The 13,950-nt window shown below is 66.3% G+C and carries 16 protein-coding genes; 5 read left to right on the plus strand and 11 right to left on the minus strand.

What is annotated here, in order from left to right; translation table 11 throughout:
* Positions 1-46: 46 nt before the first annotated feature.
* The 6 genes from LQK81_RS00565 to LQK81_RS00590 all read right to left on the minus strand — a co-directional run bounded on the left by LQK81_RS00565 (position 47) and on the right by LQK81_RS00590 (position 5,806).
* A complete protein-coding gene (locus LQK81_RS00565; RefSeq protein ID WP_230802727.1) occupies positions 47-1,945 on the minus strand; it encodes a nitric oxide reductase activation protein NorD in 1,899 nt (632 codons plus the stop codon).
* A 9-nt stretch (positions 1,946-1,954) separates the two neighbouring features.
* Positions 1,955-2,767, minus strand: a complete 813-nt coding sequence (locus tag LQK81_RS00570) for a CbbQ/NirQ/NorQ/GpvN family protein (protein WP_230802728.1) — start codon at positions 2,765-2,767, stop codon at positions 1,955-1,957.
* Between the two features lie 60 nt (positions 2,768-2,827).
* Positions 2,828-4,174 (minus strand): nitric-oxide reductase large subunit, encoded by a 1,347-nt coding sequence (locus LQK81_RS00575; RefSeq protein ID WP_230802729.1) that lies wholly within the window; start codon positions 4,172-4,174, stop codon positions 2,828-2,830.
* Between the two features lie 21 nt (positions 4,175-4,195).
* Positions 4,196-4,648, minus strand: coding sequence for a c-type cytochrome (locus tag LQK81_RS00580; RefSeq protein WP_230802730.1), 453 nt, complete (start codon positions 4,646-4,648; stop codon positions 4,196-4,198).
* A gap of 322 nt (positions 4,649-4,970) precedes the next feature.
* A complete protein-coding gene (locus LQK81_RS00585) occupies positions 4,971-5,249 on the minus strand; it encodes a cytochrome C oxidase subunit IV family protein (protein WP_230802731.1) in 279 nt (92 codons plus the stop codon).
* Positions 5,250-5,254: 5 nt separating this feature from the next.
* On the minus strand, positions 5,255-5,806 hold the full coding sequence (locus LQK81_RS00590) for a cytochrome c oxidase subunit 3 (protein WP_230802732.1): 552 nt from the start codon (positions 5,804-5,806) through the stop codon (positions 5,255-5,257).
* 123 nt (positions 5,807-5,929) lie between these two features.
* Here LQK81_RS00590 and LQK81_RS00595 point away from each other — a divergent pair, with 123 nt between their 5' ends.
* The 5 genes from LQK81_RS00595 (at position 5,930) to LQK81_RS00615 (ending at position 9,357) form a co-directional block, all read left to right on the plus strand.
* Positions 5,930-6,085 (plus strand): hypothetical protein, encoded by a 156-nt coding sequence (locus LQK81_RS00595; RefSeq protein WP_230802733.1) that lies wholly within the window; start codon positions 5,930-5,932, stop codon positions 6,083-6,085.
* Between the two features lie 115 nt (positions 6,086-6,200).
* On the plus strand, positions 6,201-6,746 hold the full coding sequence (locus LQK81_RS00600) for an iron transporter (RefSeq protein ID WP_230802734.1): 546 nt from the start codon (positions 6,201-6,203) through the stop codon (positions 6,744-6,746).
* A 1-nt stretch (position 6,747) separates the two neighbouring features.
* Complete coding sequence (locus LQK81_RS00605; RefSeq protein WP_230802735.1) at positions 6,748-7,095, plus strand: cupredoxin domain-containing protein; 348 nt, start codon at positions 6,748-6,750, stop codon at positions 7,093-7,095.
* Positions 7,096-7,117: 22 nt separating this feature from the next.
* Positions 7,118-7,963 (plus strand): FTR1 family iron permease, encoded by an 846-nt coding sequence (locus LQK81_RS00610; protein WP_230802736.1) that lies wholly within the window; start codon positions 7,118-7,120, stop codon positions 7,961-7,963.
* Complete coding sequence (locus LQK81_RS00615) at positions 7,960-9,357, plus strand: 4Fe-4S binding protein (protein ID WP_230802737.1); 1,398 nt, start codon at positions 7,960-7,962, stop codon at positions 9,355-9,357. Before LQK81_RS00610 ends, LQK81_RS00615 begins: the two co-directional genes overlap by 4 nt.
* 10 nt (positions 9,358-9,367) lie before the next feature.
* Here LQK81_RS00615 and LQK81_RS00620 read toward each other — a convergent pair whose 3' ends face one another.
* Genes LQK81_RS00620 through LQK81_RS00640 form a run of 5 tightly spaced genes read right to left on the minus strand, consistent with a single transcriptional unit; the run spans position 9,368 to position 13,903 of the window.
* A complete protein-coding gene (locus tag LQK81_RS00620; RefSeq protein WP_230802738.1) occupies positions 9,368-10,561 on the minus strand; it encodes an NnrS family protein in 1,194 nt (397 codons plus the stop codon).
* Between the two features lie 4 nt (positions 10,562-10,565).
* Positions 10,566-11,237, minus strand: coding sequence for a DUF542 domain-containing protein (locus LQK81_RS00625; protein ID WP_230802739.1), 672 nt, complete (start codon positions 11,235-11,237; stop codon positions 10,566-10,568).
* Positions 11,238-11,266: 29 nt separating this feature from the next.
* Entirely contained in the window at positions 11,267-11,803 is a 537-nt protein-coding gene (mog, locus tag LQK81_RS00630; RefSeq protein WP_230802740.1) for a molybdopterin adenylyltransferase, read from the minus strand.
* Positions 11,804-11,819: 16 nt separating this feature from the next.
* Entirely contained in the window at positions 11,820-12,395 is a 576-nt protein-coding gene (locus tag LQK81_RS00635; RefSeq protein ID WP_230802741.1) for a UbiX family flavin prenyltransferase, read from the minus strand.
* The gene (locus LQK81_RS00640) at positions 12,392-13,903 is read right to left on the minus strand and encodes a UbiD family decarboxylase (RefSeq protein ID WP_230802742.1); all 1,512 of its coding nucleotides are present in this window, start codon (positions 13,901-13,903) and stop codon (positions 12,392-12,394) included. Before LQK81_RS00640 ends, LQK81_RS00635 begins: the two co-directional genes overlap by 4 nt.
* Between the last annotated feature and the right edge of the window lie 47 nt (positions 13,904-13,950).

Here is a 13,950-nt window from a genome sequence, read left to right on the forward strand (position 1 = left end):
CCCCGAGCGACCGACCTCGTCGCTCATCATCGCGGATTTTCGCCCCCTAAGCTGTCAATCCGCGATAGATCGTGGGCAGCGCCACCGGCAGCTTGGAGATGTCGCCGACTAGCGCGTAGCCGTTCCTGCCGAAGAGCGTCGGAAGGTAGTTGTTGGCGTCCCGGTCCACCGTGACGGCAAAGACGCTCGTTCCCGCCCGCCTGGCCTCCTGCACGGCCTTGCGGGTGTCTTCCAGCGCGAACCGTCCCTCGTAATGGTCGATGTCGTTCGGCTTGCCGTCGGTGAGGACCAGCAGCAGCTTCTTCCGGCTCGGCTGCTTCTGCAGGCCGGCGGCGGCGTGGCGGATGGCGGCGCCCATCCGGGTATAGTAGCCGGGCTTCAGGCCGGCGATGCGATCCTCCGTCGCACGGCTCATCGTCTCGTCGAACCCTTTCACCGTCTCGATCCGCACCCACGACCGGCGCCGCGACGTGAACGTCAGGATCGAATGCATGCTGCCGCAGGCGGCAAGGCCGTGCGCCAGCACCAGCAGGGCCTCCTTCTCGACGTCCAGCACGCGGCGATCGTCGACCCAGGCGTCGGTCGAGAGCGAGACGTCGATCAGGATCGTGGTCGCGAGATCGGGGGCGAGCGGCCGGCTCATCAGGTGGATCCGGTCGCTGCCCTGGCCGCCGGCGGCAAGGTCTGCCCGCGAGCGGATGACGGCGTCGAGGTCGAGTTCCGAACCGTCCAGCTGCGCCTTCAGCAGTTCATGGCGCGGCCGCAGGACCTCGAACTGGCGGCGCACCTTGCGCACGAGCGAGCGGGTTTCGTTGTCGAGAACGCCTCTTTCGCCGAGAGCTTCGGCTGGCGTCGCAAGAACGCTGGTGTAGTTCTCCAGATAGCGCCCCTTGCGGTAGTCCCATTCCGGATAGCTGATCTCGGCTGCCATCTCCGACAGGTCGATCATCTCCGGCGGCAGATCGAGATCGAACCGGAACTTCGAAGACGGCCGTTCCCGCCGCTGGCCGAGCTTCATCTCGTCCAGGTCGTCGGCCGCCTTGCTGTCGCTGTCCTCGCTGTCGTCCGTCGGCCGGTCGACATTGACCATCTCGGCCATCGCCAGGATCTTCTCGAAGCGGTTTAGGATGAAAGGGCTGCGCTCGCCCTTGCGCTCGTCCCTGGCCTGCCGCGTCGCCAGGTAGCGCGCATTGCCGGCAAGCCCCTGGTCCTGCGTGCCGTCTCGCGCCGCATCTTCGATCGTCGTATCGGTTTCGGAGCGGACATGGAATTCGGGCCAGAGCGGCACGCCCATCATCGGCTGGTAACCGGCAGGAGCATGGTGCGGGAAGATCGCCGGCGGCGTGTCGTCCTTGAGGCCCGCTCCCGTCTTCAGGAGCCCGAGAATGCGGTTCTCGACGAGTTGCTCGACCGCCGGCAGGATGCCGCGGGCTCGCTCCTTCAGCGTCGCGGCGCAAAGGCGGCGGTAGGTCGTGCCGAGACCCGGGAATGCGGCGATCACGCGCAGGACGGTTGCCTGCGTGGTCTCGATCCGGCGAAGGTCCCGCCGGAGCGGGTCCGTTCCGTCCGGCGCCTCCAGCTCCATCAGCGCCATGGCGGCGGCGAGCCAGATGTAGAGGTCGCGGTTGAGCTGACGGTCCGGGAAGTGGTCGATCACCGGCGGGAGCATCGCGGTGGCGAGGTCGCGGGTGGCGCCCGCCACCTTCTCCTCCCCGAGCCCGACCAGTTGCCGCAGGCGCAGCCGGTGCCGCGACGTCTTCGCATGCGCCGGGGTCAGTTGGACCGCGGGCGCGCCGCCGAACCCCCTGAAGCAGGAACCGAGGATCGGCTTCAGGTCCTCGAAGGATACGGCATGGTCGGGATAGCGCGGCATGCTGGCAGTCGACCCGACCAGCCGATGCCAGAACTTGCCGACCGTCTCTTCCAGTTCGAGAAAATCGAGCATGATGGCCTCCTAGGCGATCACGGCCTGGGCGACTTCCCGCAATGCGGCGCGGACGTCCGGCTCGTCGGTCAGGGGCTCGATCAGGGCGGCAAGCACGGCCTCCCTGGCCGGCATGCCGCTGTCGATCAGGCAGGCGCAATAGACGAGCAGGCGCGTGGAAACGCCTTCCTCGAGATCGTGCCCCTTCATCGCACGCAGGCGGTGGGCCAGCTCAACGAGCGGGGCGACCTTTGCCGCCTCGAGGCCGCTTTCGGTCGAGACCACGGCAATCTCCTGTTCCTTCGGCAGGAAGTCGAACTCGATCGCGACGAAGCGCTGCTTGGTCGAAGGCTTCAGCGCCTTCAGGATGTTCTGGTAGCCCGGATTGTAGGAGACGACGAGCATGAAGCCCGGCGGCGCATCCAGGATCTCGCCGGTTCGCTCGAGCGGCAGGATGCGGCGGTCGTCGGTGAGCGGATGCAGCACGACGGCGACGTCCTTGCGCGCCTCGACGATCTCGTCGAGATAGCAGACCCCGCCGGAGCGCACCGCGCGCGACAGCGGCCCGTCCACCCAGACCGTGTCACCACCCTTGAGAAGATAGCGGCCGGTCAGGTCTGCAGCGGCGAGGTCATCATGGCAGGAGACGGTCGTCAGCGACAGGCCGAGCCGGGCCGCCATATGGCTGACGAAACGGGTCTTGCCGCAGCCGGTCGGCCCCTTGAGCAGGAGCGGCAGTTGCCTGACGAGCGCGGTCTCGAACAGCTGGCATTCGTTGCCCTGGGGCACGTAGGGCGGAATGTCCGGCCGGGCCTGAAACGGGGTCGAAGTCAGTACAGTCATGACGGGATTCCTTCGATGGAGGGGGGAATGCAGCTCCGGCAGGCGCCGGAGCCGCATCCTTCATTCGGCCGGCTGGGCCGTTGCGGAGAGGCTGGGCTTGCGCTCCTTGCCCGGCACGAACAGCGCCCAGAGGAACATCAGTGCCGAGATCAGGACGAACACGCCGGAGCCGAGCCGGATCCAGTAGAACATCGCCAGCTGGTCCTGAACGTCCATGTAGCCTTCGCCGAGCACGCGCTGGAGGTGGACCTGCAGCACGCCGGCAAAGGTCAGCGCGAAGGTCATCACCGACATGGCCGTGCACATGATCCAGAAGCTCGCGATCGAGAGCCACTGGTTATAGGGCGCGCGACCGCGGATCTCCGGGACCGCATAGGCCATGATGGCGAGGTTCAGCATCACATAGGCGCCGAAGAAGGCGAGGTGGCCGTGGGCGGCGGTGACCTGGGTGCCGTGGGTGTAGTAGTTCACCGACGACAGGGTGTGCAGGAAGCCCCAGACGCCGGCGCCGAAGAACGCCATGACCGAGCAGCCGATCGACCACAGCAGTGCCGCGCGGTTCGGATGCTTGCGGCCCGCCTTCCAGGTCATCACGAAGGTGAAGACGACCATGGTGAAGAAGGGGGCGACCTCGAGCGTGGAGAAGAGCGAGCCGATCCACTGCCAGTAGCCCGGGGCGCCGATCCAGTAATAGTGGTGGCCGGTGCCGAGGATGCCCGAGAACAGCGCCAGGCCGACGATCACGTAGAGCCACTTCTCGACAACCTCGCGGTCGATGCCGTTCAGCTTGATCATCAGGAAGGCGAGGATCGAGGCCATGATCAGTTCCCACACGCCTTCGACCCACAGATGGACGACGTACCACCAGTACATCTTGTCGAGCGCGAGGTTCGTCGGGTTGTAGAAGGCGAACAGGAAGAAGATCGCCACGCCCCAGAGCCCGAAGACCAGGATGTTGGTCACGACGGTCTTGCGGCCTTTGAGGATCGTCAGCGTCACGTTGTAGAGGAACATCAGCGCGACGATGACGATGCCGACCTTGATCGCGAAGGGTTGCTCCAGGAACTCGCGGCCCTCGTGGATGTGGAACATGTAGCCGACGACGGCGATCGCGGCGGCGACGAGGAAGAGCCAGAACTGCACGATGGCGATCCTGGTGCTGTAGAGTTCGGTCTCCGCTTCCTCGGGAAGCAGGTAGTAGGTTGCCCCCATGAAGCCCATCAGCAGCCAGACGATCAGGGCGTTGGTGTGGATCATGCGGACGATGTTGAAGGGCAGGAGTTCGGACACCGTGTTCGGCAGGACGTAGATCGTCCCTGCGAGCACGCCGAACAGGACCTGGGCGAGAAACAGGCCGAGCGCGCCGTAGAAGTACAGCATCGCAACCTTCTGGGTTTGGTATTTCATGTCAGCGTTCCTTTCCCCTGCTCAACCGGCGTCGTTCGGCGGCCAGTTCTGCGTCTTGATGCGGCTCGTCCATTCGAGGAAGTCCGCCAGATCGTTCAGTTCCTGCTCGGTGAGGTTGAACTGGGGCATCTGGCGCCGGCCCTCGATGCCGGACGGCTGTGCGGCCATCCAGCCCTTGAGCGTGTCGCGGGCGCCGTCCGGGTCGGTGTCTCCGCCCCAGCGCTTCCACACGTTGCCGAGTTCCGGTGCAAAGTAGGCACCTTCGCCGAGCAGCGTGTGGCAGTTGATACAGGAGTTCTTTTCCCACACGTGCTTGCCGCGGGCGACAGAACTCGTCAGCGTCGTCTCGTCCGTGGATGTCGTGCGTATGTAGTAGTGGCTATGGGCGGTGAGCCCGATGAAGATTGCGAAGAAGAACGCCGAGCCGCCGTAAAAGACGTTTCGGGCTCCTGTCTTTGTCAGGCGTTCAGCCATTCCGAGGTCCCCTTGCATTGGAGGCCGCACCGGTCCTCGGCTTTGCCGCGAGGATATTCGCGGCAACCGGGCGCGATGTGGCGCATACGACCTTCAGTTTATTGAGGTCTTTCCGGCCGCCCTTCTTTGTGATTTTGCAAACAAGAACGCGGTGGAGGGCGAAAGCCCCCGGGGTGCGGCGGACTGACACGCCTGCAAGGCGGTCGGCCCTCGTCCGGGCTAGAGCAATTCCAGCAAAAGTGGGAACCGGTTTTGCGTCTGGAATTGCGTAAAACCAAGAAGATAGAGCATAGTCGGCGATTCAATAATCGCCGGCAATGCTCTAGAACAGGCCGGGTGCTGCGATCCTTGCCAGGATGGCGATGCAGAACAGGATCGGCCAGGCGAGCAGCGCCGCCGCCAGCGCCGGACGCTCGCGCAGATGCATGAAATCGAGGATGATGAGGCGGGCCTTGAAGACCGTCAGGGCCAGGATCGAGACCAGGGCTGCGACCGGCAGCGCCTCGTGCTTCCATTGCGCCGAGATGACGCCCGATACGACGCCCATCATCAAAATCCAGTTGGTGCTCGCAAACAGCGAGCCGGAGGTCTTGGGGTCCATTGGCCTCACCCGAAATAGATCAGCGGGAACATGACGAGCCAGACGATGTCGATCACGTGCCAGACGGTCGTCAGCATGACGATGTTGGATCGCGACGGCCTTCTGGCGACGATGACGAACAGGCCGGCGACAAAGGCGACATGCGCCAGGTGAAAGCCGGTGATCATGAAATACAACTCGAAGAAGGCCGCAAACGTCGCGTCGCCCGCGTAGCTCAGTTCGGTGCTGTATTCGAAGAGCTTCAGCCCGACGAAGACGAAGCCCAGTGCGGCGGCGAGAAGCAGCGCGATGCGTTGCTGCATGATGCTGGCGCCGGCGCGGGCCGCCAGTGCTGCCTGCCAGCCGCTGGCCAGCAGCACGACCGTGTTGAAGCCGGCGATGCGCGCCGACAGGTGAAGTTTTGCTGCGCCGAAGCTCTCCGGATGAAGCACGGACATGACGAGGAAGCCGCCGAGGAGAATGCCGAAGGCGGCCAGTTCGCTGAAGACGAGGACCCACAGAAGCAGGTCGCCTCCCTCGTCGGACGCCTCGTCCTGTGATAGCGGCGCCATGGTCATTCTGCATCTCCATCTCTGTCCGGCAGAATGCTTGGCATCTCCACCACCGCCGTTCTTTGCGCTTTCGCAAAGACGGAGCTGGCGGGAAGGCTAGGATCGGGGCGATTGACAGGGTTTACCAGAATGTCTGACGCACAAGCCGGCCTGCTCGTGGCCACGCCGATCATCATTGTCTTTGCGATCGCGCTCTATCGGATGGGCGTGCTCCAGCGCTACAGCGCCGTCTCCGCCGTCGTGTTTTCCGTTGCGATCGCAGCAGTGCTGTTCGTGCAGCAATAGAGACGCCTGCGACAGGTCCACGCTCAAAATCGAAGTTGTTTGCTCCAGCGCAAACAGCGCACGCCATGATTGCGCATAAACATGACTCGTTATCTCATATTAACGGGGACATCTCATGCGCCTATCTCGATCCCTTTCCCTCGCCGGCATCGGCCTTCTCGGCCTGTCGCTCCAGTCCGCCATCGCTGCGGAATATCCGATCGGTGAACCGCAACTCGTCAGCGGCATGGAGATCGCAGCCGTCTATCTCCAGCCGATCGAAATGGAGCCGGAAGGCATGATGGCGCCGGCAAGCGAGACGGACATCCATCTCGAGGCCGATATCCACGCGACGGCCGACAATGCGAACGGCTTTGCCGAAGGCGACTGGCTGCCGAACCTGTCCATCGACTACCGGCTCACCAGGATCGACGATGGCCAGATGGTCAGCGGCACGCTCATGACCATGGTGGCGAGCGACGGCCCGCACTATGGCGACAACGTCAAGCTCAAGGGGCCCGGCAAGTACCGCCTCGAACTGGTCGTCAACAGTGGCGGCGAAGGCCATGGCCATTTCGGCCGCCATGTCGACAAGGAGACGGGCGTCGCCGCCTGGCCCGAACCGGTGACCCTGTCCTACGAGTTCGCCTTCACCGGCACCGGCAAGAAGGGCGCGTACTGAGATGCGCCGGTCGGTTGCGGTTCTTCTCGCGACCGTGCTTCCCGTGGCGGCGGCAGTCGGCATTGCCCGCGCCGAAGACGATCCCGTCTTCGTCATCGAGTTCAAGGACGGCGCGATCGCGCCGTCCGAACTCGTGGTGCCGGCCGATACGCGCTTCAAGCTCGAGCTTCACAACATCGGCGACAGCCCCGTGGAATTCGAGAGCATCGTGCTCCGCAAGGAGAAGGTGCTGGGCCCCGGCGCATCCAGCTTCATCGTCATCCGTCGGCTGGATCCGGGCGAATACGAGTTCTTCGACGATTTCCATCTCGACATGCCGCCGGCCAGGCTGATTGCCCGGCCGGACTGATGGCCAACCAAGGAACCGATTCATGTCAGGCACCATGATCCAGATTGCCCTCGTCGTATGGCGCGAGAGCATCGAGGCACTGCTCGTCATCGGCGTTCTCCATGCGTGGCTGCAGCGACAGCCGGCGGAGGCGCGGCGGCGGGGGCAGGGCTGGCTGCGCGCGGGCATCGTCGCCGGATTTCTGGCGGCTCTTCTGATCGCCTGCGTCATCCTCTTCGTCGGCGAATGGCTCGACGGTGACCGCCAGGACTATTTCCAGGCGACGATGGTGCTCGTTGCCGCGGCCCTGATCCTGCAGATGGTCCACTGGATGCGTCGACAGGGCCCGGGCGCACGACGGGCGCTGGAGGGCCGCGCCAGCCGGGCCCTGTCTGCCGCAAGCGGATGGGGACTGCTTCTGATCCCGGCGATCGCGATCGCGCGCGAGGGCAGCGAGACCACGATCTTTCTCTACGGAATCCTCGTCTCGTCCGGACGCGGCATCGATCTGCCGGCGGTGGTGGCGGCCGGGCTCGGGTTCGCCGCGGCGATCGGCCTCTATGTTGCCCTTCAGTTCGGCGCCCGCGCCCTGAGCTGGAAGGCGTTCTTCCGGTTCAGCGAGGCGATGCTTTTGATCCTTGCCGGCTCGCTGCTGATGAACGGCCTCGACCGGCTGATTTCGCTGGATCTCCTGTCGCCGCTGTCGCAGCCCCTGTGGGATACGTCATGGCTCCTGGACGACGCCCGCGGCGTCGGAGGCCTTCTCGCGACGCTCGCCGGCTATCGCGCCCGGCCGGAATTGCTGCCCGTTCTCGTCTTTGGCGGCTACTGGTTCGTCGTCAGCCTGCTCGGGTCCTGGATGCCGCGAAAGACAGCGGCCGTGTCATGAACATGTACCATGCGCCACCATTGCGGGCCGATCCGTGGAGACGTGTCGGCGACTGGCTGTTCCGCCACCGCCGTCACATACAAATGGCCCAATGGGTGGTGGTCGGTCTCTATCTGGCCCTGCTCGTGGTGCCGTTGCTCCTGCCGCTGCCGGACCGCACCGCGACGATTTGGAACAACCTCACCCGCTTCGCGCAACTGATGTTCTGGGGCATCTGGTGGCCTTTCGTCATCCTCGTCACCGCCCTTGTCGGCCGCATGTGGTGCGGCCTGCTCTGCCCCGAAGGCTCGCTCTCGGAATTCGCAAGCCGGCACGGCCGCGGCGGCGCGATCCCGAAATGGCTCCAATGGTCCGGCTGGCCGACGGCGGCCTTCGCGCTCACCACCGTCTATGGCCAGATGACGAGCGTCTATCAGTACCCGAAGCCGGCAGCGCTCATCCTCGGCGGATCGACCGTCGCGGCGATGGCGGTGGGCTATGCCTATGGCCGCAACAAGCGCGTCTGGTGCCGCTACCTCTGCCCCGTCGGCGGCGTCTTCGCGCTGATGGCCAAGCTGGCCCCGCTGCATTTCCGCTCCGATCCCTTTCTCTGGCGGCTGTCGCAGCAACGGGGCGAAAAGCCGGGCGTGGTCGAGTGCGCGCCGCTCGTGCCGCTCCGAACGATGCGCGGCGCCGGCGACTGTCATATGTGCGGCCGCTGCAGCGGCTTTCGCGGCGCCATCTTCCTGGCGCGCCGGTCGCCGAACCACGAGATCATCCACGTGGCGGGCACAGTGCCGAAGCCGGCCGAGACGGTGCTGATACTGGCGGGCCTGCTGGGGCTGGCGGTCGGCGCCTTCCACTGGAGCGCGAGCCCCTGGTTCATTTCTGCCAAACAGGCGCTGGGCGGGTTCCTGATCGACATCGGCTGGCTGGCTCCGCTCGAACAGGCCTTGCCCTGGTGGCTCCTGACCAACTATCCGGAGCGCAACGACGTCCTGACGGTCGTCGATGGCGCGCTTCTGCTCGCCTATATGCTGGCGTCCGCGGCAACCCTGGGGGCCATGCTGTCGCTGTCGGTGGCGTTGTCCGTCCGCTGCCTCGGCCGGTGGGACGGCCGGCGCTTTCACCACCTGACGCAGACGCTGATCCCGCTCGCCGGCGCAGGGCTGTTTCTCGGGCTCTCCGCCATGACGGTCACCCAGTTGCGGTCGGACGGCATCGTCATTCCCTTCGTCGCGGAGGCTCGCGCCGGCCTTCTTCTCCTGGCCGCGACCTGGAGCGCCTGTCTCGGCTGGCGCGTCGGCGGGCTCTACACAGAAAGCCCCGGCCGCCGCGTGGGTTCGATGGCCTGCCTGGCGTTTGCCTGGACTGTTGCGGCCGGGTCGTGGATCCTGTTCTTCTGGGTCTGGTGACCGACCGTGCCTATTGTGCCGCCCGCCGATGCGCGCTGAGCACCGGCCGGGGCACCGGTCGCCGCAACGACCGCAGATGGGAGCAGAGGAAGAGCGCCCAGCCGGCGATCCAGAACAGCGACGCAAGCCGCATCGGCATGAGCGGTTCCATGGCCACGCTTCCGGCGGCGATCCGGATCGGCACCGAGAGCCAGACCAGCGCGAATGCAGCCGCCAGCGTGGGCGACAGGACGAGCCGGTCGTCCTGCCGGACCATGGCTGCCCGGCTCATGATTGCCAGCATCATCGTGCCCATGGCGCCCATCGTCAGCGCGTGCAGCGCCGCGGACGGAACCAATGTCTGCGGAAAAAGCAGCGCCAGGCCGACGAGCAGCAGACCGGCCGGGAGCCAGAGCCAGGCCAGATGAAACAACAGAAGAGCAGGGTAGCGGAGCGTGCCAAGGCTCCGCCAGCCGGCCGTTCGCAGGAACTGCAATGTTCCGGAGAGAACGAGGAGGCCGCCCGCAGCGGCGTTTGCATCGAGGACTGTCGCCGCGGCGCCGGCCATGAGCGCTCCGATGCCGAGGCGTCCGAGCCACCGACCATCACGAAACCCGGTCGGGTCCGTCCGCCGTTCGAGCCAGTGGCGCGTGAACGCCGGCACCGCCCGTCCGCCGATCGCGCTGATCAGCAAGGCAAAGAGCAGGACGCCGCAAAGGCCGACCCGCCCCTGAACGGCGGCTGCGCCGGAGACGATCAGAAGATCCGCCAGCAGCAATCCGCACATCGCCGCGACGACCCAGAGCCTGGACCAGAGCCGGCACTGCAGAAGCGCCCGCAGGATGTACGCCCCGAGCACCGCGAAATAGGCGGATGTCGCGGCCGCGACCGCGGTCGGCGGCAGCATGTCCGAGAGCCGGAAGGCGAGGCGCCCCGCGATCCACAACGCGGTCAGCGCCAGCGTGAGCCGCGCCGGCACCGGGCCTCTCCCGGTCCAGGCCGGCAGGGCCGTCAGCAGATAACCGCCAACGGCGGCGCCGGCCATTCCGAACATCAGCTCGTGCAGGTGCCAGCCGACGGGATCGGTCGCGATCCCGTCGGGGACAAGCCAGACCAGCGGCGCGACCAGCGCCCAGAGCCCGGCGAGGGCGAACAGCGGCCGATGCGGCGCCTGCCAGAACGGGTGACCTATCCGGCCCCGACCTTGGCCATGGCCTTGGCGCACGGCGTCAGGCGGAAGCGCCCTTCTGCTCGAAGCGCGGGAACAGGACGGAGTCTTCCAGCAGCATATGGGTCACCAGGTCGTCGCAGAACTTGCGCAGGCCGGTATAGAGCGCCGTCCAGGAGCCGCAGGCGCCCTGCGGCAGGTTCAGGCCGTTGGTGGTGTGCTCGATCCGGCCGAGAAGCCTTGCCGTGTCGCCATGCTCGTGGCGCATCTGCGCCAGCGGGTGGTCGATCGTGGCGCTGCCGCCGCGCTTCATCATCGGAAACAGGATCTGCTCCTCGCGCCGCATATGGCCCTCGAGTTCCTCGCGCAGCTCGATCAGGGCGTCGGCGAGACCGTTCGGGGCGTTCGGTCGGTCGCCGTGGACGCGCTCGACCTTCTGGGCGAGCGGGATGAGCCATTCGAGTTCGGTCCGGTGGACGAGGTGGTAGCGGTTGATCAGGTGGTCGATCAGAAGCCCCGTCTCCTCCGGCGCATCCCGCCCGGCGGCTGCAAGCAGGGCCTGGAGATCGGCGACCAGCGCTTCGGGATCGAGCCCGGCCTCGGTTGCGGCATCGGCCAGCGTCACGTTGCCGCCGCAGCAGAAATTGATGCCGGCGCGGCGGAAGAGTTCTGCAGCGCCCGGCAGCGTCGCCGAGATGGCGCTGACGGTCTTGTCCTGGGTGATTTCGATCATGGGGGTCTCCTTGTGGGGTGTCGGGGCCGCTAGCGTGGCCTGAAGCTGACGATGCGCGACGGATCGGTCTCGATGCGGCCGGCGCCAATCAGGTCCAGGCAATAGGGAATGGAGGGAAAGACGGCGTTGAGGCTCAGCCGGATCGAGGCGGGCCGTCCGGGCAGGTTGACGATCAGGGTGCTGCCGCGCACGCCTGCGATCTGGCGCGATAGGATCGCGGTCGGCGTCTGGGCAAGCCCGGCCTGGCGCAGTAACTCGCCGAAACCCGGCAGTTCCCTGTCCAGCACGGCCCTTGTGCCGTCCGGCGTCTCGTCGCGCGGCGCGGGACCGGTCCCGCCGGTGGTGAGCACGAGATCGGCTTTTTCCTCGTCGCAGAGCGAAATCAGCGTGGTGTGGACGGAGTCCCGCCCGTCCGGGATCAGCCGGCGGACCGTCTCGAAGGGGCTTGCGATGGCGTAGCGCAGCCAGGCCTCGACCTCGGGCCCGCCCAGATCGGCATATTCGCCCCGGCTCGCCCGGTCGGAGACCGTGACGATCGCGATCCTGACCGCTGTGTCTATCGGCATTGCGGATCTCCTGTTGCTATTGGCCCAGCCAGGGCAGGGCGATCGGGCCGCAAGGGAGGGCCAGAAGGTCGATCGCCCGGGCGGCCAGGTGGTCGACGATCTCGTCGACCGTGCGCGGCCGATGGTAGAACGCCGGCACGGGCGGCATGACGATCGCCCCCATTTCCGTCACGGCGCACATGCTGCGCAGATGGCCGAGGTGAAGCGGGGTTTCCCGGGCAAGCAGAACGAGCCGGCGCCGTTCTTTCAACTGCACGTCGGCTGCGCGCGTCAGCAGCGTGTCCGCGCGACCGGTGGCGATCGAAGACAGCGTCTGCATGGAACAGGGCGCCACGACCATGCCCCGGACCGGAAACGATCCGCTCGCGATCGACGCACCGACATCGGCGCTGGGATGATGCTCGTGGACGAGCGGCCGCAGATGGCCGATCGCCCCGGCGCCATGCTCGAGGTCGAGCGTGCGCCGCGCGGCGTCGGAGACGACGAGATGCGTTTCGACATCCGGCATCGACGCCAGCCGTTCGACGATCCGCACGGCAATCGCGGCACCCGAGGCGCCCGAGATCCCGACGATGACGCGTTCCACCGTCATGGCCCGGCCTCGCCGAGCCCGAGCGAGGCCCAGATGCCGTCGATCCTGGCCCTCACCTCGGGCGACATGGCAAGCACCCGTCCCCATTCGCGGTCCGTCTCCGCGCCGATCTTGGTCGTGGCGTCGAGGCCCAGCTTGCCGCCGAGGCCGGATTTCGGCGAGGCGAAGTCGAGATAGTCGATCGGGGTGTTTTCCACCACGGCGAGATCGCGGCTCGCGTCGAAGCGCGTGGACAGCGCCCAGATCACGTCTTCCCAGCGCCTGACGTTGATGTCGCCGTCAACGGCGATGATCATCTTGGTGTAGTTGAACTGCGGCAGGATCGACCAGAGACCCATCATGATGCGCCGCGCCTGGCCGGGATAGCGCTTGTCGATGGAAACCACCATGACCCGGTAGGAGCACCCCTCCGGCGGCAGCCACAGGTCCCGGATCTCGGGAAACTGGCGCTTGACCAGCGGCACGAACAGTTCCGTCATCGCCTCTCCCAGACAGGAGGGCTCGTCCGGCGGGCGCCCGGTATAGGTGGAGAGGTAGAGCGGGTTCTTCCGCATGGTGACCGCCGACAGCGTCATCACCGGAAAGGCTTCGACGCTGTTGTAGTAGCCGGTATGGTCGCCGAAGGGACCTTCGTCCGCGGTCTCATTCGCGGAAACCGTCCCTTCCAGCACGATCTCCGCGGTGGCGGGGACGGGCAGGGGTACGCTCACCCCGGTCGCGATCTCCTGCCGCTTGCCCTTCAGCAACCCGGCGAAATTCAGTTCGCTCATGCCGTCGGGCAGCGGCATGACGGCGGACAGAATGGTGGCGGGGTCGGCGCCGACGACGACGGCGACGGGCATGTCGCGTCCGGTCGCCTGCCACAGCCGGTGATGGCGCGCGCCGCCGCGGTGGGCGAGCCAGCGCATGATCAGCCGGTCCCGCCCCAGCTTCTGCATCCGGTAGATGCCGACATTGACGTCGGTGGGGTCGTCGGGCGCCTGGGTGATGACGAGCGGCCAGCTGACGAGCGGGCCGGGCTCGCCCGGCCAGCAGGTCTGGATCGGCAGGCGGTCCAGGTCGAGGTCGTCCCCGCGCCAGATCACCTGCTGGCACGGCGCGCGTCCGACCGGGCGCGGGTGCATGGCGAGCGCCGCCTTCAGGTGCGGCAGCTTCTGCCAGGCGTCGCGCATGGACCGCGGCGGCCTCGGGTCGCGCAGGTCGGCAAACATTTCGGCCAGACGGGGCAGCCCGCCGCATTCCAGGCCCAGTCCCCACTCGATCCGCTCCGTCGTGCCGAAGAGATTGGCCAGCAGCGGAATGGGCTGGATATTGCCGGCGGCATCGACCGGCTTCTCGAAAAGCAGCGCCGGCCCCTCGTCGCGGAGAACACGGCGATGGATCTCGGTAATCTCGTGAACCAGCGACACCGGGCGCGCGATGCGCTTCAGCCTGGCCCGGCTTTCGAGCAGGGCGACGAAGTCCTGCAGGCTGTCATATCGGCGTGGATTGGAGACATCGGCTTTCATTCGACAAGGATTGCCGTCGAAAAATTGGAACGTCTTTGTCCTGGCTC

The organism is Rhizobium sp. GN54 (assembly GCF_021026345.1).
Lineage (GTDB): Bacteria > Pseudomonadota > Alphaproteobacteria > Rhizobiales > Rhizobiaceae > Mycoplana.